Below are 22,822 nucleotides of genomic sequence, written 5' to 3' on the forward strand. Positions count from 1 at the left end.
GCGAGCTTGCTCGCGAAGAGGCCAGCACATCCAAACATGTGCTGCCTGACACACCGCTTTCGCGAGCAAGCTCGCTCCCACAGGGACTGTTTTCAGCCGCGCGGGTGGTGTTTGGCGTGCAGGTCCTGCAGGCGGGCGCGGGCGACGTGGGTATAAATCTGCGTAGTCGACAAGTCGCTGTGCCCCAGCAACATCTGCACCACTCGCAAATCCGCGCCATGGTTGAGCAAATGCGTGGCGAATGCGTGACGCAATGTGTGCGGCGACAGTGATTTATTGATACCGGCAACCTTGGCCTGATGCTTGATCCGGTGCCAGAAGGTCTGGCGGGTCATCTGTTCGCCACGCTGGCTGGGGAACAGCACATCGCTGGGCCGCCCACCGAGCAGTTCGCCACGCCCGTCGCGCATATAGCGCTCAACCCAGACAATCGCCTCCTCGCCCATCGGTACCAGCCGTTCCTTGCTGCCCTTGCCCATCACCCGCAGCACACCCTGGCGCAGGTTGACCTGCTCCAGCGTCAGGCTGACCAGTTCGGTCACGCGCAAACCGCAGGCATACAGGACTTCGAGCATGGCGCGATCACGCTGGCCGATGGCTTCGCTCAGGTCCGGCGCCTTGAGCAGCGCCTCGACGTCGGCTTCCGACAGCGACTTGGGCAATGGCCGCCCCAGTTGCGGCATGTCGATGCGTAAGGTCGGATCGACACTGATCAGCTTTTCCCGCAGCAGATAGCGATAAAAGCCACGCACGCCGGAGAGAAATCTGGCCGTGGAGCGCGGCTTGTAATTCTGCTCCAGACGCCAGGCCAAATGATCGAGGATCAGCTCGCGGCCGGCGTTGATCAGCTCGAGGTTTTTCTCCTGCAGCCAGCCATTGAACAGCGCCAGATCGCTGCGGTAGGCGCCGCGGGTGTTATCGGACAGGCCTTTTTCCAGCCATAAAGCGTCGAGGAATTGATCAATCAGCGGATGGTCGATGGCAGGCATGGGTGCTCATGGCAGGCAGTTTTTCACACTGCGCGCAAATAGACAGTGAACGTCGGGAATGGCCGCTAGTCTTTCATAGCCAGCCAGATCAAGGAACAGGGAGCATCAATGAACGAGCAGCAAATTCTCTTGGCATTTGGCGGGATTGGCGCGGCAGCGCTCGGCTGCCAATGGTTGGCCTGGCGCCTGAAGTTGCCGGCGATACTTTTTTTGCTGTTGACCGGCATTCTGGCCGGGCCGGTGCTTGGCTGGCTCGATCCGCAGGAAATGTTCGGGCCGCTGCTGATGCCACTGGTGTCGCTGGCGGTCGCGCTGATTCTGTTCGAGGGCAGTCTGACCCTGCACCTGTCGGAATGGAAAGAGATCGGCAGCGTCGTCCACCGACTGGTCACTGTCGGGGCGATTTCGACCTGGATCGTCATCGCAGTCGCCACGCATTTCCTGCTCGGTTTCGACTGGATGCTCGCGATCCTGTTCGGCAGCCTGACGCTGGTCACCGGCCCGACAGTGATCGTGCCGATGCTGCGGGTAGTGCGACCGAAAGCCTCGATCGCCAATATCCTGCGCTGGGAAGGCATCGTCATCGATCCGATCGGCGCCCTGCTCGCTGTGGTGGTGTACAGCTTCATTATCGCCAGCGCCGAAGGCCAGGGTCTCAAGCAGAGCCTGTTCACCTTCGGTGGGGTGATTGTCTGCGGTTCAGCGTTCGGCATTGTTGGCGGCTGGGTGCTCGGCACGGTGATCCGCCGGCAATGGCTGCCGGAGTATCTGCACAACCTCGCCTCGCTGGCAGCCGTGCTGGGAATATTCATTGCTGCCAATGCCGTGATGCATGAATCCGGTCTGCTGGCGGTCACGCTGATGGGCATGTTGCTGGCGAACATGAAAGGCGTGGACGTACGGCACATCCTGCATTTCAAGGAAAACCTCAGCGTGTTGCTGATTTCCGGATTGTTCATCCTGTTGGCGGCGCGGCTTGACCTGAATGCGCTGATCGGGCTTGGGCCGCTGGTGTTGATTCTGCTGCTGGTGATCCAGCTAGTCGCTCGCCCACTCAACGTGCTGCTCAGTACGGCGGGCTCCAGCCTGAGCTGGCGTGAACGGGCACTGTTGTGCTGGATCGCCCCACGCGGGATTGTCGCGGCCGCAGTGTCGGCGATTTTCGCCATTCGCCTGGATGAAGCCGGCCACGACGGCGCGCTGCTGCTGGTGCCACTGACGTTTGCCGTGATCATCGGCACGGTGGTCCTGCAAAGTGCGACGGCGCGCCCGCTTGCACGCCTGCTCAAGGTCGCGGAGCCGGCGCCGAGTGGTTACCTGATCGTCGGTGCCAACGGCCCGGCGCGAGCGCTGGGCAAATCACTGCAACAGCTGGGCAGCCGCGTGTTGCTGACCGATTCGAGCTGGGAAAACATTCGTGCGGCGCGCATGGAAGGTTTGCCAACGTACTTCGGCAACCCGGCCTCGCAGCATGCCGATGCGCATCTCGATCTGGTCGGGCTGGGGCATTTGCTCGCACTGTCGCCGTCGGGTGAACTCAATACATTGGCAGCGATGCGCTTTCGTCATGACTTCGGCCATCAACGCCTGTTTGGTCTGGCCAGCGGGCATGAGAGCCGGCGCAGCGACAAGCATCGGGCGAGTCTGGAACATCGCGGCAACCAATTGGGCAGTGAGGCGCTGACCTATTCGAAACTGGCCGGGCAAATGGGCCAGGGTGCCGAGCTGTACAGCACAACGTTGACGGACGGCTTTGGCTGGGAGGATTACCGAGCGCTGCATGGCAATCGTGCCACCTTGCTGTTCATGCGCGATGACAGTGGCTGGGTGCATGTGGTGACACCGGAAACGACGTTGAAGCCGGGGGCCGGATGGACGTTGCTGGCGCTGATTCAACCGGAAGTTTCCAGCGCCTGACAGATCGATTCGCGAGCAGGCTCGCTCCCACATTTGGTATGCGTTCCTCTGTGTGAGCAAACCTGCCACATTTGGAATGCGTTCCCCTTGTGGGAGCGAGCCTGCTCGCGAAAGCCGCGACTCGGTCACGGATAGACTGAAGGCCTGTGCGGTACAAATCCCAGGCAACAAAAAAGCAGCCCGAAGGCTGCTTTTTTCTGCATCGGAAGCTGGACTTAAGCCAGTTTTTCCTTGATGCGAGCTGCTTTACCCGACAGGTCGCGCAGGTAGTACAGCTTGGCTTTACGTACGTCACCGCGACGCTTGACAGCCATGCTGTCGATTTGCGGGGAGTAGGTCTGGAAAGTACGTTCTACGCCAACACCGTTGGAGATTTTACGAACGGTGAACGCACTGTTCACGCCGCGGTTACGCTTGGCGATTACAACGCCTTCGAACGCTTGCAGACGGGAACGATCGCCTTCCTTCACTTTCACCTGAACGACAATGGTGTCGCCCGGGGCAAAGGTAGGGATTTCTTTGGTCATCTGCTCTGCTTCGAGTGCAAGGATGATTTTGTTGGTCATGCTGTGCTCCTAAGGTAAATCGTTCGATCTACCATCGATACGTTGTTAACTATCGTCCCGCTCGCGGATGTATTCCTCGAGCAGCTTCTTCTCTTCTCCAGAAAGCGAGCGGCTTTCCAGAAGATCGGCGCGTCGTTCAAAGGTCCTACCAAGGGACTGCTGTAAACGCCAACGCCGGATATGCGCGTGATTGCCACTCAGCAACACGTCGGGAACACGCTGATCCGCATACACCTCCGGTCGGGTGTAGTGCGGGCAATCCAGCAGACCATCCGTAAAGGAATCTTCCTCAGCGGAATCCGCATGCCCTAAAGCTCCAGGCAGCAGTCGTGTAACCGCATCGATCAGGACCATGGCCGGCAGCTCGCCGCCAGACAGTACATAGTCGCCAATCGACCACTCTTCATCGACATGAGCCTCAATAAAGCGCTCGTCAATGCCTTCATAGCGGCCGGCAATGAGGATCAATGCATCCGATTGTGCCAGCTCGCGTACCGCCGACTGAGTCAGTTGACGGCCTTGGGGGGACAGGTAAATCACCTTCGCCGCCTCCCCGGCTGCTGCCTTGGCCTGAACCAGAGCATCTTCCAGGGGCTTGATCTTCATCACCATGCCCGGACCACCGCCAAACGGGCGATCGTCCACAGTGCGATGCCGATCCGTCGTGTAATCTCGCGGATTCCAACAGGTCAGCTGTAAAAGCCCCTGTTTGACCGCACGACTGGTGATGCCGTAATCGCCAATGGCGGAAAACATCTCGGGAAACAAACTGATCACTTCAACGCGCAAATTAGCCACGTCAGAAGTCCGCGTCCCAATCCACCTTCATCTCGCCCGCGGCCAGGTCGACTGCCAACACGCATTGCCCGGTATACGGCAACAGGCGTTCGCGATCATCCAGGCTGCCAGCGCAAGGCTTGACGACCATTACATCATTGGCGCCGGTTTCCAGAAGATGATCGATTTTCCCGAGCAATTGCCCAAGGGTGTCGATGACCTTCAAACCTTCCAGCTGGTACCAGTAGTACTCGCCTTCGGTCAATTCAGCGAACAGGTTGCGCGGCACGCAGATCTCGTAACCGGCCAGAAGACGAGCTTCTTCACGATCATCAAGACCCTTGAGCTTGGCGACCAGGAACTTGTCGCTCCCGCGTCCACTGACCAGCTCGACCTGTTTGACATTGCCTTCGCGCTTGAGCGTCCAGGTTTTGTACTGCAACAGGTTTTCAGTCGGATCAGTAAAGGAATACACCTTCACTTCGCCGCGAACGCCATGAACAGAATAAATTTTGCCAATAACGATCAAATCATCGGCAACAGCAGGCGTCGCGTTCATATTGCTCAGGCCGCAGCCTTGGCAGATTCCTTCAACAACTGAGCAACGCGCTCAGAAGGCTGTGCACCAACGCTCAGCCAGTAGGCTACGCGCTCTTGGTTCACGGACAGACGAACTTCCTGACCACGGGCAACAGGGTTGAAGAAGCCAACCTGTTCTTTGTGGGAGCCGTCACGCGGGTTACGCGAGTCGGTTACGGTCAGGTGGTAAAACGGGCGCTTTTTGGAGCCGCCAAGGGCAAGACGGATTGTTAGCATGTGAACATCGTTCCTGTAGTCGGTGCTGCAAATCTAAATGCACAGCGGGCATGGGTGCCCGAAAGGCCGCATATTCTAAGGAATATCCGGACTTTTGCAAATGACTTTTTCCGGCGCCTGTGGCATGCCGTGCAGATTTGCATGAGAGCCGTCGATGAAAACGGCCAGTCAGCTCCCGCCGAGTGCGGGTTTGCTGTTGATCCTGCGTCCTTGCAGGGTCTGCGCCGGTGCGACGACCGGCGAAGTCTTGGTGTCCTGTCTTACATTTTCGGCATGCCGCCGCCGGGCAACATTCCGCCCATGCCGCGCATCATTTTCGCCATTCCGCCCTTGGCGGAGAATTTCTTCATCATCTTCTGCATCTGCTTGTGCTGCTTGATCAAGCGGCCGATGTCCTGTACCTGAGTGCCGGAACCCATGGCGATCCGGCGCTTGCGCGAACCGCTGATCAGCTCAGGGTCGCGGCGCTCGGCCGGGGTCATCGAGTTGATGATGGCTTCCATCTGTTTGAACTGCTTTTCAGCGGCGTTCTGGGCATTGCCCATTTGCGACAGGTTGACGCCACCGATGCTCGGCAGTTTGTCCATGAGCCCGCCGAGGCCGCCCATATTCTTCATCTGTTGCAACTGATCGCGGAAGTCCTCGAGGTCGAAGCCCTTGCCCTTCTTCAGCTTCTTGGCCAGTTTGTCGGCCTTGTCCTTGTCGAGGGTCGCTTCGGCCTGTTCGATCAGGCTGAGCACGTCGCCCATGCCGAGAATGCGCGAGGCGATACGCTCGGGATGGAACGGATCGAGCGCTTCGCTCTTCTCGCCCATACCGATGAACTTGATCGGCTTGCCGGTAATGGCGCGCACCGACAGCGCAGCACCGCCACGAGCGTCGCCGTCGACCTTGGTCAGGATCACGCCGGTCAGCGGCAGCGCATCGCCGAAGGCCTTGGCCGTGTTGGCCGCGTCCTGGCCGGTCATCGCATCGACCACGAACAGTGTTTCGACCGGGTTGATCGCCGCGTGCAGCGCCTTGATCTCGCCCATCATCTCTTCGTCGATGTGCAGACGACCGGCGGTATCGACGATGACCACGTCGATGAATTTCAGCTTGGCTTCTTTAATAGCGGCGCTGGCGATGTCGACCGGCTTCTGGCTAAGGTCGGACGGAAAGAACGTCACGCCGATGTCGTTGGCCAGGGTTTCCAGCTGCTTGATCGCCGCAGGACGGTAAACGTCCGCCGACACGACCATGACCGACTTCTTCTTGCGCTCTTTAAGGAAGCGCGCGAGTTTGCCGGCGGTGGTGGTTTTACCGGCCCCCTGCAGACCGGCCATCAGAATGACCGCTGGCGGCACGGCGCTCAGGTTCAGGTCTTCGTTGGCGGCGCCCATCAGGCTTTCGAGTTCGGCCTGGACGATCTTCACGAACGCCTGACCCGGCGTCAGGCTGCGCGACACCTCGGTGCCGACGGCGCGTTCCTTGACCGAATTGACGAAGTCCTTGACCACCGGCAGCGCGACGTCGGCTTCGAGCAACGCCATGCGCACTTCACGCAGGGTGTCTTTGATGTTGTCCTCGGTCAGCTTCGCCTTGCCGGTGACATGGCGCAGCGTCTGCGAGAGACGGTCGGTTAAGTTTTCAAACATTGCGCGATCCTTTCAGGCCCTGTACAGACCGGGATAATGGCGGCCCAGACCGGAATCAACATGTGCTCGGCGAGCCTGCGGCGTGGGCAGGTCGCGGATTATAGCGAAGACTGCGTCCGGCGCACACCTCGCTGTCAGCTTGCCGAGTCTTTCGTGTCGCGGCGGTTCTATGCCAAACTCAGCGTCTTTCGGGCCCGCCCATCAGGATTTATGCTCCCCTTGTCACCCAGTTTACTGACCACCCTCGCCGCCGCCCTCCTGTATGCCGCTGCGACCCTGTATCAAAGCACCCGTCTGGCCACTGGCGCCAAGGCGAACAAGCGCCTGCTGGTCAGCCTCGGCGTGCTCGCCGTCGTCGCCCATGGCGCCAGCCTGCTGACTCATCTGTTGACGCCGATTGGCCTGGGCCTGGATTTCTTCAGCGCCTCCAGCCTGATTGCCGCAGCGGTGATCGCGCTGACCCTGCTGGCCTGTTCGAGAATTCCGGTGGAGAACCTGCTGGTGCTGCTGTTCCCACTCGGTGCGATCACCGTGCTGCTGGCGCAATTCGCGCCGACCGGTACGGTGCAGATCATCGATGAAGAGCCGGGCATTCTCGCCCACATCCTGCTGTCGATCCTTGCCTACGGCATGTTCACCATCGCGGTGTTCCAGGCATTGCTGCTGCTGGTGCAAGACCACCAGCTCAAACACAAGCACCCGTCCGGGCTGATCAAGAATTTCCCGCCACTGCAAACCATGGAAAGTCTGCTGTTCGGCTTCCTCTGGGCCGGCTGGACCCTGCTGTCGTTGTCGCTGATCTCCGGCTGGCTGTTCGTCGAGAACCTGTTCGCCCAGCACCTGGTGCACAAGACCCTGCTGGCGTGCCTGGCATGGATCGTGTTCAGCGTGCTGCTGTGGGGTCGCAACCGTCTGGGCTGGCGCGGGCACAAGGCGATTCGCTGGACGCTCGCCGGTTTTTGCCTGCTGATGTTGGCGTATTTCGGCAGCAAACTGGTTCGCGAATACATTCTGCACATCTGACGGGCGTATAAATGGACGGTTTGCCCATAGGGCCGATGCTCGCGGTATTCGCTCTGCTGATTGTTTGGTCAGGGCTGTTTACCGCCGTCGAAATCGCGCAACAGCAGTTGCTCGCGCAGCGCACCGCCTCGCGCGCCAACGATAAGCCGCTGGCGAAGCTCAGCTTCCCGCTCGACAGCCTGATCCTGTGCAACACCCTGTGCCGAGCGCTAGCCGTGGTGATTGCCACCTTGCTGGCGATCTTCCTTTGCGCGGAAAACGGACCTTGGGCAGCATGCCTGGGCGTCGGCGCCATCCTGTTGGTATTCGCCGATTACTTCCCGCGCAGCGTGGCCCAGCGTTATCCCGATGCAGTGCTGGGGCTCGGCAATACCCTGCTCGCGGTGCCACTGAAGATTGTCTACCCGTTTGCGTGGGTGTTCAGCCGTCTCAGCGGCTTGCTGCTGAGCCCGTTCGTGCGCAAGGCCCAAGTCGTGCAACACAGCGAAGACGAAGCGCCCGCCGACCGTCATGACGATGCCGAACATCCGGTTCGTGCGCACCCGGTCTCCGGGATCCACGCGCTGGACAACATCACCGTCAACGATATTCTGGTGCCGCGCAGTGACGTCGACGGTATCAACCTCGACGATCCGATCGAAGCGATCATCGAGCAACTGCGCCATAACGAACGCACGCGCCTGCCGGTGTTTCACAGCGACATCAACCAGGTCGAAGCGGTACTCAACACCCGTCAGGTCGGCCACTTGCTGAGCAACGGCGAACTTACGCGAGAAGCCCTGCTGGCAGCCAGCTACGAACCCTACTTCGTTCCGGAAAGCACCCCGCTACAACTGCAGCTGCTGAACTTTCACAAGCAACAGCGGCGCCTGGGCATGGTGGTCGACGAATACGGCGAGGTGCTCGGTATTGTCACGCTGGAAGATATTCTCGAAGAGATCGTTGGCGAATTCGAAAGCGAGCACAGCCTCGATAACCCGCACATCCACCCCCAAGCCGACGGGCGCATGGTGATCGATGGTGCCGCATCGATCCGCGAACTGAACAAATGCCTGGGCTGGCACCTGCCCAGCGACGGGCCGAAAACCCTTAACGGGCTGGTGACCGAGGCGTTGGAAACCATTCCGGAAAGCGCGGTTTGCCTGAAGATCGGCCGTTACCGGCTGGAAATCCTCGAGACCGAAGACAACCGCGTGAGCAAAGTACTGATCTGGCTGACCTCCTCTGTGCCAGCCTTGGTACCGGCACGCTAGATCGCCTCTTGTTCAATCGTTAGCCCGCTTCCTATAATCGCCGAGCTTACCCAAGCGCCGTCGATCCCTGTGCTTACCCGGCACGCCACTGATCCGACTGTTTCCGCTGCAAACCGACGACTGTTCCTACTCGAAACAGCGCTCGCGCCCTACCCCACATCCCTGGGTGTTCGACCATAATAATTCGCTCCAACGGAGCTCATGACTGTCAGGGATCACCGCATGACCACCACGACCGCTTTGCGCGACAACGCGCCTGCCCAGCCGACCAATTCCGCCACCCGCGTGGCGACGGCAAGCTTTATCGGCACCGCCATCGAGTTCTACGATTTCTACGTTTACGCCACCGCCGCCGCGCTGGTGATCGGGCCGGTGTTCTTCCCGCAGACGTCGGGCACCGCACAGATGCTCTCGGCGTTTCTCACATTCGGCATCGCCTTCCTCGCCCGCCCGCTCGGCTCGGCGCTGTTCGGCCACTTCGGTGACCGCATCGGGCGCAAATCGACGCTGGTCGCCTCGCTGCTGCTGATGGGCGTCTGCACCACATTGATCGGCGTCCTGCCGGGTTATGACAGCATCGGTGCATGGGCGCCCATTCTGTTGTGCGTGCTGCGCTTCGGCCAAGGCCTGGGGCTGGGCGGCGAATGGGGCGGGGCCGCCTTGCTGGCCACGGAAAACGCGCCGAAAGGCAAGCGCGCGTGGTTCGGCATGTTCCCGCAACTGGGGCCTTCGATCGGTTTTCTCGCCGCCAACGGTCTGTTCCTGACCCTGGCCATGACCCTCGATGACGAGCAGTTCCGCAGCTGGGGCTGGCGCATTCCGTTTCTGCTCAGCGCCGCGCTGGTGATGGTCGGCCTGTATGTACGCCTCAAACTTCATGAAACGCCAGTGTTCGCCAACGCGATTGCTCGTCAGGAGCGGGTGAAGGTTCCACTGGTCGAACTGTTCAGCCAGTACTGGGCGCCAACGCTGCTTGGCGCAGCGGCGATGGTGGTGTGCTATGCGCTGTTCTATATCTCGACGGTGTTCTCCCTGAGCTACGGCGTGTCCACGCTGGGTTACAGCCGCGAGACCTTCCTCGGCCTGCTGTGTTTTGCCGTGCTGTTCATGGCCGCTGCCACACCGTTGTCGGCTTGGGCCAGCGACCGCTACGGGCGTAAACCGGTGCTGATCATCGGCGGCGTGCTGGCGGTGCTTTCCGGGTTTCTGATGGAGCCGTTGCTGACTCAGGGCTCGACCTGGGGCGTGGCGTTGTTCCTGTGCATCGAACTGTTCTTGATGGGCGTAACGTTCGCGCCGATGGGCGCGCTGTTGCCGGAGCTGTTTCCAACCCATGTGCGTTATACCGGCGCGTCGGCGGCGTATAACCTGGGCGGGATTGTCGGGGCCTCGGCGGCACCGTTCTTCGCGCAGAAACTGGTGGCGATGGGCGGTTTGAGTTATGTCGGCGGGTATGTGTCGGCGGCAGCGGTGCTGAGTTTGATTGCGGTGCTGTGCCTGAAGGAAACAAGGAATAACGACCTGAATCAGGTTGCCTGACAGCAGATCAAAAGCTTCGCGAGCAGGCTCGCTCCCACAATTGGAATGCATTCCACTGTGGGAGCGAGCCTGCTCGCGAATGCCGCGACGCGTTTAGAGCTCGACTACGACAGCGTGAGAAGCACGGGTCGCCTTGGCACGCGCAGCCTCGATCGACTCATCCCGCGCCAGCGCCACGCCCATGCGGCGCTGGCCGTTCACTTCAGGTTTGCCGAACAGACGCAACGCCGTGTCCGGCTCGCTCAGCGCTGCGCCGAGGTTGGCAAATGCAGTCTGAGTCGATTGACCCTCCACCAGAATCACCGCCGAAGCCGATGGCCCGAACTGACGGATCAGCGGTACCGGCAGGCCCAGAATCGCCCGCGCGTGCAAAGCGAACTGCGACAGATCCTGGGAAATCAGCGTCACCAGACCGGTGTCATGCGGGCGTGGCGACACTTCGCTGAACCACACCTGATCACCTTTGATGAACAGCTCGACGCCGAAAATGCCTCGGCCGCCCAGCGCTTCGGTGACCGCTTTGGCCACACGCTCGGATTCAGCCAAGGCTACCGGGCTCATGGCCTGCGGCTGCCAGGATTCCTGATAATCGCCCTTTTCCTGACGGTGACCGACCGGCGCGCAGAACGTGGTGCCGCCGACGTGACGCACGGTCAGCAGGGTAATTTCGTAGTCGAAGTCGATGAAACCTTCGATGATCACCCGACCTTTGCCGGCGCGACCGCCCTCTTGCGCGTAGTCCCAGGCTTTCTTGACGTCATCGACGCTGCGCAGCAGGCTCTGGCCTTTGCCCGACGAACTCATGACCGGTTTGACGACGCACGGGAAGCCGAGGTCTTCCACGGCTTTGCTGTAATCCTCGAAGGTATCGGCAAAGTGATACGGCGAGGTCGGCAGGTCGAGTTCTTCTGCGGCCAGACGACGAATGCCTTCGCGGTTCATGGTTAATTGCGCCGCACGGGCGGTCGGGATTACGGTGAAGCCTTCGGCTTCCAGCTCGACCAGGGTGGCGGTGGCGATGGCTTCGATTTCCGGCACGATGAAGTGCGGCTTCTCGGCTTCGATCACGGCGCGCAGGGCGGCGCCGTCGAGCATGTTGATCACATGGCTGCGATGCGCAACCTGCATGGCCGGCGCGTTGGCGTAACGGTCGACGGCAATCACTTCAACGCCCAGGCGCTGCAGCTCGATCACCACTTCCTTGCCCAACTCACCACAGCCACACAGCAATACGCGGGTCGCGGTTGGCGACAGTGGAGTTCCGATACGGGTCATCTCAGGTCCTCAAAGCAGCGGATCATCGAGGAAAGCAACGCCAGCCGCGCTTTCCATGGGGAGAAAGCGCGGCATTTTACATGAACCCGAGGGTTTGGCTTCAGCTGGCGACAGCCTGTTTGCGCTCGCGCCAGGCCATGATCAGCCACACGGCGGTAACGCCGGCGAATTTCGAGGCCAGGGCGGTGATGATCACTGGCGGGGTCAGCAGGTCGATCATGCCGAAAAAGATAAAGGTATCGAGAGGAATGCTCAGCGCCGAACTGATCCACAGGCGGTCGCGCAACGGTCGTTTGGTGATGCTGAACACCAGCCAGTCGATGCACTCGGAGACCGCGAACGCCGTGGCACTGGCCAGCGCGATGGACGGATCGGAGGTGACGTAGGACAGCACCAGCGCCGCCAGCATCGCCACGATTGCACCGTGACCGAAGCGCGTTTGCACCATGTCACGCAGCACAAACACCAGCCCGCCCCAGGCCGACCAGATGATGTCCAGGTGCGGTGCGGTGGAGAAGGCGAAGTTGATCAGCACGACGCTGCTGATGTAGGCGATGAGGAAAATCATGGAGGGTGACCTGGTGGTTTGGCGCACAGGTTACTGGACCGCAAGGTCAAGAGCCACCCCCTCACCCCAGCCCTCCCGAAACGTCGGACCGCCCCCAAGGGGGGCGAGGGGGAAAGGGAGCAGACAGGGGGCTTTTCAAGTCCTGAGTTCGACGCGGTATTTTCAGGTCGGCGTGACTCGTCCAAACAACACGGTCAGTCCCCTCTCCCCCTGGGAGAGGGTTAGGGTGAGGGCATTTTGAGGTCGGTCACGATTTCGAAGGGATCATCCAGACTAATCCACTCGCCTTCGCCCGCTCATGACACAACCCCAGCACCACCCGGCGCTCGTCATTGTTCATGCGACTCCAGCGAGTAATCTCTTCCACAGTACGCTGGCACCCGGTACAGACATCAGCCTCATCCAGCGCGCAAATATTCACGCAGGGCGAGGCAACAGGTCGTTCAGCGGTCGTCATTGTTCTTGCTCGGCCAGATCGCGGGCATAACGCTGGGAGTTATGCACATAGTGCGCGGCGCTGGCTTCGAGCATCTTCTTTTGCGCCTCGGTGAGTTCGCGTACAACCTTGCCCGGCGAGCCCATCACCAGCGAACCATCGGGAATCTCCTTGCCCTCGCCGATCAGCGAATTGGCGCCGATGATGCAGTTCTTGCCGATCTTCGCGCCGTTGAGAATCACCGCGTTGATGCCGATCAGGCTGTAATCGCCGACCGTACAGCCGTGCAGCATGGCGTTATGGCCGATGGTTACGCCGGTGCCAATGGTCAGCGGAAAGCCCATGTCGGTGTGCATCACCGTGCCGTCCTGCACATTGCTGTTCTTGCCGATAAGGATCAGTTCGTTGTCACCGCGCAGCACGGCGTTGAACCAGACGTTGGCGCCCTCTTCCAGTCTGACCTTGCCGACCAGCACGGCATTGGGGGCGACCCAGCTCTGTGGATGGGTTTCGACACGGGCGTCGCCCAGGCGGTATTTCATGGTGGTGGTCCTCAGGGCTTGCGGTGATGGGCCATTCGAACGATGGCTAGGTATTGATGAAGCTTTTCGGCGGCTCGTGCAGGTTGATCCTGGCGTCATAGAGCAGATTGACCAGTTCGACGATCATCATCGCCGTCAGCCCCCAGATCTTGTACTCGCCGAAGCGGTAGCTCGGTACGTACCAGCTGCGGCCCTGATAGTCGATGCGATGGGTGTGTTCGCGCGGGTCTTTGCGAAAGAACTCCAGCGGCACGCTGAACACCGCAGCGATTTCGGCGTCGTTGGGCTGGTATTCGACGAAATCGGGAATCACCCCGACGTACGGCGTGACTTTGATGCCATGCAGTGAAATCAGTGGACTGAGCGGGCCGATGACTTCGACCAGCCCCGGCGGCAGACCGATTTCCTCTTCGGCTTCACGCAGTGCGGTGAAGATCAGGTCCGGGTCTTCCGGGTCGCGCCGACCGCCCGGGAAGGCGACTTCGCCGCCGTGGGTCGAGAGCCCGCTGGCACGCAGGGTCAGGACCAGTTCCGGCTCGTCGCTGCGAGTGATCGGCACCAGTACGGCGGCCTCGGGAAAGCGTGAGTCGGTCTCCAGCGTGCGCGGTGTGTGGTTGCTGACCCTGTGCAGTAGCTCATCCAGCATGAGTGTTCTCGATCGGTACCTTACCCGGCATCATGCACCAATCGATGCGAGCGCCCAAGCCCCCGAAACCCGACGTGTCGCGAAACGACAACTTGCCGACCGGCACCGCCGCACGCCAAGATAGGCGCAGCATTCAGGAACCTCAGCATGAAATTTTGCAGCCACTGCGGTAACCCGGTCACCCAGCGCATTCCCGAAGGCGATTCGCGGCTGCGATATGTCTGCGAAAGCTGTCAGACCATTCACTATCAGAATCCCAATATCGTCGCCGGGTGCGTGCCGACCTGGGGCCGTCAGGTGCTGCTCTGTCGCCGCGCCATCGAGCCACGCCTCGGTTACTGGACCCTGCCCGCCGGCTTCATGGAAAACGGCGAGACCATCGAGCAGGCCGCCGTGCGTGAAACCGCCGAAGAGGCCTGCGCCCGCGTGCGCAATCTGAGCATCTATACGCTGATCGACGTGCCGCATATCAGTCAGGTTCACGTATTCTTCCGCGCCGAACTGGTCGATCTGGATTTTGCCGCTGGCCCCGAAAGCCTCGAAGTGCAACTGTTCGACGAAGCCGATATCCCTTGGGACGATCTGGCTTTCCGCACAGTGGGACGCACGCTGGAATGCTTCTTCGCGGATCGGCGCACCGAATGTTACCCGGTGCGTTCGGAATCGATTCCACCGCTGGCGCAACCAGCCATCACTTGATTTCGTCGCGCACCGGCCGATAACACCACACACCGCTGTCCAACCTGTATCTGCGTCACTTTTGGGGAATCGTTTCAATGCGCTGGTTGCTTGCCCTGTTTTGCCTGTCATTCGTCACAGTCTCGCAAGCGTCATTCGTGACCACCGTGACACCGTCGAATACCCCATTGATCGAAAAAGTCCTGGTGCTCAAATCGGCGCATCAACTGCAACTGATTACCGACGGTAAACCCTTGAAGACCTATCGCATTTCGTTGGGCAAGGGCGCGAAGAAAGGTCCGAAACTGATCGAAGGCGACAAGCGCACGCCGGAAGGCTTCTATTGGATCGACTGGCGCAAGACCAGCGACAAATTCAACCTGTCGATGCACATTTCCTACCCGAACATCAGCGACTCGGCCCGCGCTCGCCGCGAAGGCGTCGAGCCCGGCGGCATGATCATGATCCACGGCACACCGGATTCCGAAGACAACCCGGAGCAGTTGTTCCACACCCTCGACTGGACCGACGGCTGCATCGCCATGCGTAACGTCGACATGCGAGAAGTCTGGAATCTGGTGCCGGACGGCACGATGATCGAAATTCGTCCGTAATTTCAGCGCGACCGCCGGTCGGCCCGAAAAATAAATCAAACAAATCGCAGCCTGCTTCAGCGTCTGCCCGGTGATACCACTCTCACCGGCAGGGCTGATCCAGGCTGCGATTTTTTTTGTGCTCCCCGCTCACCACTAATACCACTTGAAACCCACCCTCCAGCCAAGGACCCAGCTAGCGCTGAAGCCGGCTTTTCCCTGCGTTGACATGGTATGCAAGTGGTATTAGTTTTCGCCCGACTACCGAGCGACAACAATCCTATATCAGCGCCGGAAATGCCCTACATGAACGATCTCCACGCCCTACGCCCCGATGACGCCCAGCCGACGCCGCTGTACCTGCAACTGGCGCGCAATCTGGAAGCGGCAATTCATGCCGGGCAATGGAAAGCCGAACAGGCGATGCCTTCGGAGCGCAATCTCAGCGAATTGCTGGGGATTTCCCGAGTGACCGCACGCAAGGCGTTGGAAGTCCTGCTGGAGCAAGGCCTGATCCGTCGCTTGCAGGGCTCTGGCACGTTCATCACGCCGCGCCTGGAACAACCGCTGTCGCGCCTTTCCGGTTTCAGCGAAATGCTTCGCCTCAAGGGTTTCGTCCCCAGCTCGCACTGGCTGGAGCGCGAAATCACCCTGCCGACCCACGAAGAACTGATCCGCCTCGGCCTGTCGCCGAACGACAAGGTGGCGCGCATGAAGCGTCTGCGCAAAGCCGACGACACCGTGATGGCCATCGAGATGAGCACCCTGCCCGCCTCGATCATGCCAAAGCCGCAAGCGGTGGGCGATTCGCTTTACGAATACCTCGACGGCATCGGCAAACCGATCGTCCGCGCCTTGCAGCACATCCAGGCGATCAATGCCTCGGACGAATTCGCCGCACTGGTCGGCATCGCCCCCGGCACCGCCATGCTGCTGATGACCCGGGTCGGTTATCTGGAAGACAACACGCCGATCGAAGTCACCGACACCTATTGCCGCAACGACTACTACGACTTTGTCGCAGAGCTGCGCCGCTGAGAGCGGCGCCGGAACCGAGAAAACACTATGTCCGAAGACAACATCCTCACCGCTGACGGCTGGATTCGCGGCCGGCTGATCCACGCCCACGGCAAAGTCGTGGCGGTCGAAGGCGAGCCCTGCGACCCGGCCGATAACGACCTGCCGTACCTGCTGCCAGGTTTCATCGACCTGCACGTCCACGGCGGCGGTGGCAAAGACATCATGGAAGGCGCCAGCGCTTTCGAGACCATCAGCAAAACCCACGTGCGTTTCGGCACTACATCGCTGCTGGCCACAACCATGACCGCGCCGAGTGCCGAGATTTCCAGCGTTCTGGAAGAGGTAGGAGAATTCTGCAAACAGCGTGCGCAAGGCGCTGCGCGGGTCCTCGGCGTCCACCTCGAAGGCCCGTATATCAATCCCGGCAAACTCGGCGCGCAACCGAACTTCGCCCACACCGCGTTGATGGCGGAGGTTGAAGAATATCTGGCCCTGGCGCCGATCCGCGTGATCACCATCGCGCCGGAAATCGCCGGTCACAACGGCTTGATCCGCGAGCTGAGCAGCCGCGGCATCCGCATGCAGATCGGCCACACCCTCGGCAGCTACGAAGAAGGGGTTGCCGCGTTGAACGCCGGCGCCACCAGTTTCACCCATCTGTACAACGCCATGAGCCCGCTGCATCACCGCGAACCGGGCATCGTCGGCGCGGCCCTGGCCCACGCGCAATACGCCGAGCTGATTCCGGATTTGCTGCATGTGCATCCCGGTGCGATCCGCGTGGCGTTGCGCTCGATCCCGTGCCTGTACTGCGTGACCGATTCGACCGCCGCCGCCGGCATGCCCGACGGCGAATACAAGCTCGGCAGCCACACCGTGACCAAATGCCTGGGCGGCGTGCGCCTGCCCGACGGCACCCTGGCCGGGAGCACGCTGACCATGGATCAGGCCCTGCGCAATCTGGTGAAGATCGGTCTGCCGATCAGCGAAGCCTCGCAGCGCCTGTCGCAATTCCCCGCCGATTACCTCGGCCTCAACGAACGCGGGCGCCTCGCCCCCGGCGCCTGGGCCGACTGCGTGCGGCTCGATCGCTCACTCACACTGACCGCTGTCATGGTCGAAGGAGAAGACATTGACTTCAAAAATGCTTGAGGAGGCGCTGTCCTCGTTCGAGGCCGTGCACGCCCAATTGCAACAGCTCGACCCGCAGCTGATCGAGATCGCCGGGCGCCTGCGCCGTCAGCCGCCGCAAGTAGCGATGACCGTGGCCCGGGGCAGCTCCGACCACGCGGCGAGCTATTTCGCCTACCTGACCATGCAGCAACTGGGCGTGCCGGTGGCGTCGTTGCCGATGTCGGTGGTGACCATGCAGCAGGCGCCGTTGAAGGTCAGCGGTCAGGTCGCGTTCGCCTTTTCCCAGTCGGGACAAAGCCCGGACCTGGTCAACAGCCTGCGCCTGTTGCGAAAGCGTGGCGCGCTGAGCGTATCGATGGTCAACGCCACCGACTCGCCACTGGAAGCGGCGTGTGAATTCAGCGTGCCGCTGCTCGCCGGAACGGAAAGCAGCGTCGCCGCGACCAAAAGCTTCATCGCCACCCTCAGCGCCAGCGCCCGTCTGGTCGCGCACTGGAAAGAAGACGACGAATTGTTGCAGGCACACAACACGCTGCCAGAGGGTCTGCGCGAAGCGGCGACCCAGGACTGGAGTGTCGCCATCGACGCGCTGCGCGATTGTCAGCGGCTGATGGTCATTGGCCGTGGCGCCGGTTTCGCCATCGCCCAGGAAGCGGCGCTGAAATTCAAGGAAACCTCGGCGATTCAGGCCGAAGCCTTCAGCAGCGCCGAAGTCCGTCACGGCCCGATGGCGCTGATCGACGAGCACTATCCGCTGCTGGTGTTCGCCCCGCGTGGTGCGGAACAGGCCGGGTTGTTGAGCCTCGCGGCAGAAATGCGCCAACGCGGCGCCCGCGTATTGCTGGCCGCGCCTGATGACGTGGCCGAACGTGATCTGACCTTGAGCCGCGCCGAACACCCGGCCCTCGACCCGATTCTGGCGATCCAGAGCTTTTACGTCATGGCCGCAGGCCTCGCCGTGGCCCGGGGCATGGACCCGGATCAGCCGCGCCACCTGAGCAAAGTGACCCGCACCCACTGAGTGCCCCTGATTGCACACCCTGATGAGACCGAGCCATGCCCAACAACAATAAAGAGCTGACCCTCAGCGCCCCGCTCAGCGGCCCGGTGCTGACGCTCGCCAAAGTCCCGGACGCGGTGTTCGCCAGCGGCGCGATGGGCGACGGCATCGCGATCGACCCGCTCAACGACACGCTGTACTCACCATGCGCCGGGGCCATCATCCACGTCGCGCGCACCGCTCACGCCGTCACCGTACGCGCTGACAATGGCGCAGAAATCCTCCTGCATCTGGGCCTCGATACCGTTGAGTTGAACGGCGCCGGTTTTTCGATGCTGGTCAGTGAAAATCAACGGGTCAGCCTCGGCCAGCCGTTGTTGCGCTATGACCAGGACCAGGTCGGCCAACGCTGCAAAAGTCTGGTCAGCCTGTTGATCCTGACCAACAGCCACGACTTTCAGGTGCGCCCGATCACGCTCAAAGCGGTGAAAGTCGGCGAGCCGTTGCTGCACATCGTCGCACGCAACGACTCAGCGGCAGGTGTTGAAGCCTGCGCTGGCCCCGTAGTTCGTGGGCAGGTACGCGTGGCCCATCGCGGTGGCTTGCATGCCCGTCCGGCGGCGCTGATCCGCCAGACTGCGCAGGGTTTCAACAGTCAGTCACAGCTGCACTTCGCCGGTAAGTCGGCACCGTGCAACAGCCTGATCGGTCTGATGGGTCTGGCGATTGGCGAGCAGGATGAAGTGCAAGTCAGTTGTCAGGGCGCGGATGCCGACGCGGCGCTGCAAGCCTTGCTCAGCGCATTGGCTACCGCGCTGCCGGATGATCATCACGCTAAAGCGCCCGTCAGTACCGCACCGCTGAAACGCCCGGCGGAGGCGGGTGTGTTGCACGGTGTCTGCGCGGCACCGGGGCTGGTCGCCGGGCCGTTGTATCGCTTGAACGCGATCAGCTTGCCGGCGGATGCGGGAAACCACGATCCGGCACAGCAACAAGCGGCTCTCGATGCGGCACTGAACGCGGTGCGCAGCGACATCGCCGCCACCCTCGCCCGAGCGACGAAGCACAACAACGCCGACGAAGAAGCCATCTTCGCCGCGCACATGGCTCTGCTCGAAGACCCGGCCCTGCTTGAAGCCGCGCAGCAATTGATCAAGCAAGGCAGCGCGGCGACTCACGCCTGGAGTCAGTCGATCGACGCGCAATGCGACATGCTCCAAGGCACCGGCAGCCCATTGTTGGCCGAGCGCGCCAACGATCTACGCGACCTCAAACAGCGCGTGCTGCGCGCCTTGCTCGGCGAGACCTGGCACTACGATGTGCCCGCCGGCGCGATTGTCGCGGCGCATGAACTGACACCGTCGGATCTGCTGCAACTCAGCGCGCAAGGTGTCGCTGGCTTGTGCATGGCCGAGGGCGGCGCGACCTCGCATGTGGCGATTCTCGCTCGCGGCAAAGGCTTGCCGTGCCTGGTGGCGCTGGGTTCGGCATTGCTCGATCAGGCGCAAGACCGGGCGGTGGTACTGGATGCCGACGGCGGTCGCCTCGAACTGGCGCCGAACAGCGAGCGCCTGGCCGATGTTCAACACGCGCAAATCGAGCGTCAGCAGCGTCGCGACGCGCAACAGGCCAAGGCTCATTTGCCCGCCGAAACGCGCAATGGCGTGGCCATCGAAGTGGTCGCCAATGTCGCTTCCAGCAGTGAAGCGGCAGACGCGTTTGCCAACGGCGCCGATGGTGTCGGTCTGCTGCGCACCGAATTTCTGTTTGTCGATCGCCAGACTGCGCCCGATGTCGAGGAGCAGCGCGCCGCTTATCAAGCGGTGCTCGATGCGATGGGCAACAAGTCGGTGATCATCCGCACCATTGATGTCGGCGGTGACAAGCAACTGGACTACCTGCCGCTGCCCGCCGAAGCCAACCCGGTGCTCGGTCTGCGCGGTATTCGTCTGGCGCAGGCGCGCCCGGAAATCCTTGACCATCAATTGCGTGCGCTGCTGCAAGTCCGGCCGTTGCATCACTGCCGGATCCTGTTGCCGATGGTTACCGAAGTGGACGAGTTGTTGCAGATTCGCCAGCAGGTCGATGGCTTGTGCATGGAACTGAACATCACTGAGCGTCCGGAAATCGGCGTGATGATCGAAGTGCCCGCGGCCGCGCTGCAAGCCGAACAACTGGCCGAGCACGCCGACTTTCTCTCGATCGGCACCAACGACCTGTCGCAATACACCTTGGCCATGGACCGCGACCATGCCGGCCTGGCGGCGCGTGTCGATGCCTTGCACCCGGCATTGCTGCGCCTGATCGCCATGACCTGCGCCGGCGCGGCGGTGCACAAACGCTGGGTCGGCGTCTGCGGCGCCCTCGCCTCCGATCCGCTGGCGACGCCAGTGCTGATCGGTCTGGGCGTGACCGAACTGTCGGTCAGCCCGGTGCAGATCGGTGAAATCAAGGACCGTGTGCGCCAGTTGCATGAGGGCGAATGCCAGCGTTTGAGCCATGACCTGCTCAAGCTCTCCAGCGCCGCCGCCGTGCGTCACGCCTGCCACCAGCACTGGCCGTTGCCCTAACAACAAGCTCTGTCCAAAGAGCAGGAGAACCACCATGTACCAACTCTTCATCGAAGGCCTGCAACGCCTCGGCCGCGCGCTGATGCTGCCGATCGCGATCCTGCCGATTGCCGGCTTGTTGCTGCGCCTGGGCGATACCGACCTGTTGAACATCGCCATCATTCATGACGCCGGGCAGGTGATCTTCGCCAACCTGGCAATGATCTTCGCCATCGGCATCGCCGTCGGTTTCGCCAGGGATAACAACGGTACGGCGGGCCTGGCCGGAGTGATCGGTTATCTGGTGATGATCTCGACCCTGAAGGTGCTCGACTCGACCATCAACATGGGCATGCTCGCCGGGATCGTCAGCGGCCTGATGGCCGGCGCGCTGTACAACCGTTTCAAGGACATCAAGCTGCCGGAGTATCTGGCGTTCTTCGGCGGGCGGCGGTTCGTGCCAATCGTCACCGGTTTCGCAGCGGTCGGTCTGGGCGTGTTGTTCGGCTACATCTGGCCGCCGATCCAGCACGGCATCAACGCGTTCGGCGCGCTGATGATGGAAAGCGGCAGTATCGGCGCGTTCGTGTTCGGCGTGTTCAACCGCCTGCTGATCGTCACCGGTCTGCACCACATCCTCAACAACATGGCGTGGTTCGTGTTCGGCAATTTCACTGACCCGACCACGGGCGCACTGGTGACGGGCGATCTGTCGCGCTACTTCGCCGGCGACCCGAAGGGCGGCCAGTTCATGACCGGGATGTTCCCGATGATGATCTTCGGCCTGCCGGCGGCGTGCCTGGCGATGTACCGCAACGCCCTGCCGGAGCGGCGCAAGGTCATGGGCGGGATTTTCCTGTCGATGGCCCTCACCTCGTTTTTGACCGGGGTAACCGAGCCGATCGAATTCGCCTTCATGTTCCTCGCGCCGCTGTTGTATCTGCTTCACGCGTTGCTCACCGGTTTGTCGATGGCGATCACCAATGGCCTGAACATCCACCTCGGCTTCACCTTCTCCGGCGGCTTCATCGACATGATTCTCGGCTGGGGTCGCTCGACCAATGGCTGGCTGGTGATTCCGGTCGGATTGGCTTATGCGGTCATCTATTACTGCGTTTTCGATTTCTGCATCCGGCGTTTCAATCTGAAAACACCGGGGCGCGAGGATGTAGCGGTCGAAGAGAAAACCGTACTCACCGAGAACGAGCGCGCCAGTGCTTATATCAAGGCCTTGGGGGGCGCCGAAAATCTGCTGACGGTGGGCGCTTGCACGACACGGTTGCGGCTGGAGATGGTCGATCGCAACAAGGCGCTGGACACCGAGCTGAAAGCACTCGGCGCGATGGCGGTGGTTCGCCCCGGCAAGGGCGGCAGTTTGCAGGTGGTGGTCGGGCCGCTGGCCGACAGCATTGCCGATGAAATTCGCCTGGCCCTGCCGACGTTGGGTCGCGCTTCGATCACCTCGCCGACGGCGGTTATCGATGAGCCGAAACCATTGGCAGTCGCCGGTGCTGAGGCGCAGCAATGGCTGAAAGCGTTGGGTGGCAGCGACAATGTGCAACACGTCAGTTGCATCGCCATGACCCGGATTCGTCTGCAACTGGCCGATGGCGAGGCGTTGTCCGAGACGCAGCTCAAAGCGCTGGGTTGTCTGGGCGTCAGCCAACTGCAGGGCGGGGTCTGGCATTTGCTGGTCGCAGACAAGGCAGCGAGTCTGAGTGAAGCAATCGAGCGCTTGGCGAGCCGTCGGGAGATCAGCACGCAAGCTTGATTTTCAGTGTCACGGCGGGCCTCTTCGCCAAGGGGCTCGCTCCCCTCGCAACGAGGTCTTCGCCAAAAAGCGCGACATATATACCACCCCGCA

General features: G+C 61.4%; 22 protein-coding genes. 11 read left to right on the top strand and 11 right to left on the bottom strand.

Annotated elements, in window-relative coordinates:
* Window positions 1–92: 92 nt before the first annotated feature.
* Entirely contained in the window at window positions 93–989 is an 897-nt protein-coding gene (xerD, locus tag V6F91_RS04880; RefSeq protein WP_258450404.1) for a site-specific tyrosine recombinase XerD, read from the bottom strand.
* 108 nt (window positions 990–1,097) lie between these two features.
* Here xerD and V6F91_RS04885 point away from each other — a divergent pair, with 108 nt between their 5' ends.
* On the top strand, window positions 1,098–2,906 hold the full coding sequence (locus V6F91_RS04885; protein ID WP_332762759.1) for a sodium:proton antiporter: 1,809 nt from the start codon (window positions 1,098–1,100) through the stop codon (window positions 2,904–2,906).
* Window positions 2,907–3,121: 215 nt separating this feature from the next.
* Here V6F91_RS04885 and rplS read toward each other — a convergent pair whose 3' ends face one another.
* The 5 genes from rplS to ffh all read right to left on the bottom strand — a co-directional run bounded on the left by rplS (window position 3,122) and on the right by ffh (window position 6,702).
* A complete protein-coding gene (gene rplS / locus V6F91_RS04890; protein ID WP_003175895.1) occupies window positions 3,122–3,472 on the bottom strand; it encodes a 50S ribosomal protein L19 in 351 nt (116 codons plus the stop codon).
* Window positions 3,473–3,517: 45 nt separating this feature from the next.
* Window positions 3,518–4,228, bottom strand: a complete 711-nt coding sequence (gene trmD, locus V6F91_RS04895) for a tRNA (guanosine(37)-N1)-methyltransferase TrmD (protein ID WP_332762878.1) — start codon at window positions 4,226–4,228, stop codon at window positions 3,518–3,520.
* A 43-nt stretch (window positions 4,229–4,271) separates the two neighbouring features.
* Window positions 4,272–4,808, bottom strand: coding sequence for a ribosome maturation factor RimM (gene rimM, locus V6F91_RS04900; RefSeq protein WP_090281919.1), 537 nt, complete (start codon window positions 4,806–4,808; stop codon window positions 4,272–4,274).
* Window positions 4,809–4,813: 5 nt separating this feature from the next.
* Window positions 4,814–5,065, bottom strand: coding sequence for a 30S ribosomal protein S16 (rpsP, locus tag V6F91_RS04905; protein WP_003198088.1), 252 nt, complete (start codon window positions 5,063–5,065; stop codon window positions 4,814–4,816).
* A gap of 260 nt (window positions 5,066–5,325) precedes the next feature.
* Complete coding sequence (gene ffh / locus V6F91_RS04910) at window positions 5,326–6,702, bottom strand: signal recognition particle protein (RefSeq protein WP_090281918.1); 1,377 nt, start codon at window positions 6,700–6,702, stop codon at window positions 5,326–5,328.
* Window positions 6,703–6,912: 210 nt separating this feature from the next.
* Between ffh and V6F91_RS04915 the strand changes: the two genes are divergently transcribed.
* From V6F91_RS04915 to V6F91_RS04925, 3 genes are all read left to right on the top strand, one after another.
* Window positions 6,913–7,725, top strand: coding sequence for a cytochrome C assembly family protein (locus V6F91_RS04915; protein WP_090281917.1), 813 nt, complete (start codon window positions 6,913–6,915; stop codon window positions 7,723–7,725).
* Window positions 7,726–7,736: 11 nt separating this feature from the next.
* On the top strand, window positions 7,737–8,978 hold the full coding sequence (locus V6F91_RS04920) for a transporter associated domain-containing protein (RefSeq protein WP_332762765.1): 1,242 nt from the start codon (window positions 7,737–7,739) through the stop codon (window positions 8,976–8,978).
* Window positions 8,979–9,200: 222 nt separating this feature from the next.
* Window positions 9,201–10,517 carry an MFS transporter gene (locus tag V6F91_RS04925; RefSeq protein ID WP_332762766.1) on the top strand — a complete coding sequence of 439 codons (1,317 nt, stop codon included), beginning with the start codon at window positions 9,201–9,203 and terminating at the stop codon, window positions 10,515–10,517.
* Window positions 10,518–10,610: 93 nt separating this feature from the next.
* Here V6F91_RS04925 and purT read toward each other — a convergent pair whose 3' ends face one another.
* The 5 genes from purT to V6F91_RS04950 form a co-directional block, all read right to left on the bottom strand.
* Complete coding sequence (gene purT, locus V6F91_RS04930) at window positions 10,611–11,792, bottom strand: formate-dependent phosphoribosylglycinamide formyltransferase (protein ID WP_332762768.1); 1,182 nt, start codon at window positions 11,790–11,792, stop codon at window positions 10,611–10,613.
* 100 nt (window positions 11,793–11,892) lie between these two features.
* Window positions 11,893–12,360: a VUT family protein gene (locus V6F91_RS04935; protein ID WP_090281913.1), complete on the bottom strand. Its 468-nt coding sequence runs from the start codon at window positions 12,358–12,360 to the stop codon at window positions 11,893–11,895.
* A gap of 247 nt (window positions 12,361–12,607) precedes the next feature.
* Window positions 12,608–12,817 (bottom strand): DUF1289 domain-containing protein, encoded by a 210-nt coding sequence (locus V6F91_RS04940; protein ID WP_332762771.1) that lies wholly within the window; start codon window positions 12,815–12,817, stop codon window positions 12,608–12,610.
* Entirely contained in the window at window positions 12,814–13,338 is a 525-nt protein-coding gene (locus tag V6F91_RS04945; RefSeq protein WP_332762772.1) for a gamma carbonic anhydrase family protein, read from the bottom strand. The genes V6F91_RS04940 and V6F91_RS04945 overlap by 4 nt, the downstream gene beginning before the upstream one ends.
* A gap of 46 nt (window positions 13,339–13,384) precedes the next feature.
* Window positions 13,385–13,984 carry a CoA pyrophosphatase gene (locus V6F91_RS04950; protein WP_332762774.1) on the bottom strand — a complete coding sequence of 200 codons (600 nt, stop codon included), beginning with the start codon at window positions 13,982–13,984 and terminating at the stop codon, window positions 13,385–13,387.
* A 147-nt stretch (window positions 13,985–14,131) separates the two neighbouring features.
* Here V6F91_RS04950 and V6F91_RS04955 point away from each other — a divergent pair, with 147 nt between their 5' ends.
* The 7 genes from V6F91_RS04955 (at window position 14,132) to nagE (ending at window position 22,729) form a co-directional block, all read left to right on the top strand.
* The gene (locus tag V6F91_RS04955; RefSeq protein ID WP_332762776.1) at window positions 14,132–14,683 is read left to right on the top strand and encodes an NUDIX hydrolase; all 552 of its coding nucleotides are present in this window, start codon (window positions 14,132–14,134) and stop codon (window positions 14,681–14,683) included.
* 77 nt (window positions 14,684–14,760) lie between these two features.
* Complete coding sequence (locus V6F91_RS04960; RefSeq protein ID WP_090281908.1) at window positions 14,761–15,276, top strand: L,D-transpeptidase family protein; 516 nt, start codon at window positions 14,761–14,763, stop codon at window positions 15,274–15,276.
* Window positions 15,277–15,561: 285 nt separating this feature from the next.
* Window positions 15,562–16,293: a GntR family transcriptional regulator gene (locus V6F91_RS04965; protein ID WP_423815311.1), complete on the top strand. Its 732-nt coding sequence runs from the start codon at window positions 15,562–15,564 to the stop codon at window positions 16,291–16,293.
* A gap of 27 nt (window positions 16,294–16,320) precedes the next feature.
* On the top strand, window positions 16,321–17,427 hold the full coding sequence (nagA, locus tag V6F91_RS04970; protein ID WP_332762779.1) for an N-acetylglucosamine-6-phosphate deacetylase: 1,107 nt from the start codon (window positions 16,321–16,323) through the stop codon (window positions 17,425–17,427).
* Window positions 17,408–18,430 carry an SIS domain-containing protein gene (locus V6F91_RS04975; protein WP_332762781.1) on the top strand — a complete coding sequence of 341 codons (1,023 nt, stop codon included), beginning with the start codon at window positions 17,408–17,410 and terminating at the stop codon, window positions 18,428–18,430. The genes nagA and V6F91_RS04975 overlap by 20 nt, the downstream gene beginning before the upstream one ends.
* A gap of 35 nt (window positions 18,431–18,465) precedes the next feature.
* On the top strand, window positions 18,466–20,979 hold the full coding sequence (gene ptsP / locus V6F91_RS04980) for a phosphoenolpyruvate--protein phosphotransferase (RefSeq protein ID WP_332762783.1): 2,514 nt from the start codon (window positions 18,466–18,468) through the stop codon (window positions 20,977–20,979).
* Window positions 20,980–21,013: 34 nt separating this feature from the next.
* The gene (nagE, locus tag V6F91_RS04985) at window positions 21,014–22,729 is read left to right on the top strand and encodes an N-acetylglucosamine-specific PTS transporter subunit IIBC (protein ID WP_332762784.1); all 1,716 of its coding nucleotides are present in this window, start codon (window positions 21,014–21,016) and stop codon (window positions 22,727–22,729) included.
* Window positions 22,730–22,822: the final 93 nt, after the last annotated feature.

This window comes from Pseudomonas koreensis, from assembly GCF_036668835.1.
GTDB classification, from domain to species: domain Bacteria; phylum Pseudomonadota; class Gammaproteobacteria; order Pseudomonadales; family Pseudomonadaceae; genus Aquipseudomonas; species Aquipseudomonas koreensis_I.

Coding starts and splice junctions, on each gene's coding strand:
- xerD (WP_258450404.1), bottom strand. CDS start 989: ATGCCTGCCATCGACCATCCGCTGATTGATCAATTCCTCGACGCTTTA.
- V6F91_RS04885 (WP_332762759.1), top strand. CDS start 1,098: ATGAACGAGCAGCAAATTCTCTTGGCATTTGGCGGGATTGGCGCGGCA.
- rplS (WP_003175895.1), bottom strand. CDS start 3,472: ATGACCAACAAAATCATCCTTGCACTCGAAGCAGAGCAGATGACCAAA.
- trmD (WP_332762878.1), bottom strand. CDS start 4,228: ATGTTTTCCGCCATTGGCGATTACGGCATCACCAGTCGTGCGGTCAAA.
- rimM (WP_090281919.1), bottom strand. CDS start 4,808: ATGAACGCGACGCCTGCTGTTGCCGATGATTTGATCGTTATTGGCAAA.
- rpsP (WP_003198088.1), bottom strand. CDS start 5,065: ATGCTAACAATCCGTCTTGCCCTTGGCGGCTCCAAAAAGCGCCCGTTT.
- ffh (WP_090281918.1), bottom strand. CDS start 6,702: ATGTTTGAAAACTTAACCGACCGTCTCTCGCAGACGCTGCGCCATGTC.
- V6F91_RS04915 (WP_090281917.1), top strand. CDS start 6,913: ATGCTCCCCTTGTCACCCAGTTTACTGACCACCCTCGCCGCCGCCCTC.
- V6F91_RS04920 (WP_332762765.1), top strand. CDS start 7,737: ATGGACGGTTTGCCCATAGGGCCGATGCTCGCGGTATTCGCTCTGCTG.
- V6F91_RS04925 (WP_332762766.1), top strand. CDS start 9,201: ATGACCACCACGACCGCTTTGCGCGACAACGCGCCTGCCCAGCCGACC.
- purT (WP_332762768.1), bottom strand. CDS start 11,792: ATGACCCGTATCGGAACTCCACTGTCGCCAACCGCGACCCGCGTATTG.
- V6F91_RS04935 (WP_090281913.1), bottom strand. CDS start 12,360: ATGATTTTCCTCATCGCCTACATCAGCAGCGTCGTGCTGATCAACTTC.
- V6F91_RS04940 (WP_332762771.1), bottom strand. CDS start 12,817: ATGACGACCGCTGAACGACCTGTTGCCTCGCCCTGCGTGAATATTTGC.
- V6F91_RS04945 (WP_332762772.1), bottom strand. CDS start 13,338: ATGAAATACCGCCTGGGCGACGCCCGTGTCGAAACCCATCCACAGAGC.
- V6F91_RS04950 (WP_332762774.1), bottom strand. CDS start 13,984: ATGCTGGATGAGCTACTGCACAGGGTCAGCAACCACACACCGCGCACG.
- V6F91_RS04955 (WP_332762776.1), top strand. CDS start 14,132: ATGAAATTTTGCAGCCACTGCGGTAACCCGGTCACCCAGCGCATTCCC.
- V6F91_RS04960 (WP_090281908.1), top strand. CDS start 14,761: ATGCGCTGGTTGCTTGCCCTGTTTTGCCTGTCATTCGTCACAGTCTCG.
- V6F91_RS04965 (WP_423815311.1), top strand. CDS start 15,562: ATGAACGATCTCCACGCCCTACGCCCCGATGACGCCCAGCCGACGCCG.
- nagA (WP_332762779.1), top strand. CDS start 16,321: ATGTCCGAAGACAACATCCTCACCGCTGACGGCTGGATTCGCGGCCGG.
- ptsP (WP_332762783.1), top strand. CDS start 18,466: ATGCCCAACAACAATAAAGAGCTGACCCTCAGCGCCCCGCTCAGCGGC.
- nagE (WP_332762784.1), top strand. CDS start 21,014: ATGTACCAACTCTTCATCGAAGGCCTGCAACGCCTCGGCCGCGCGCTG.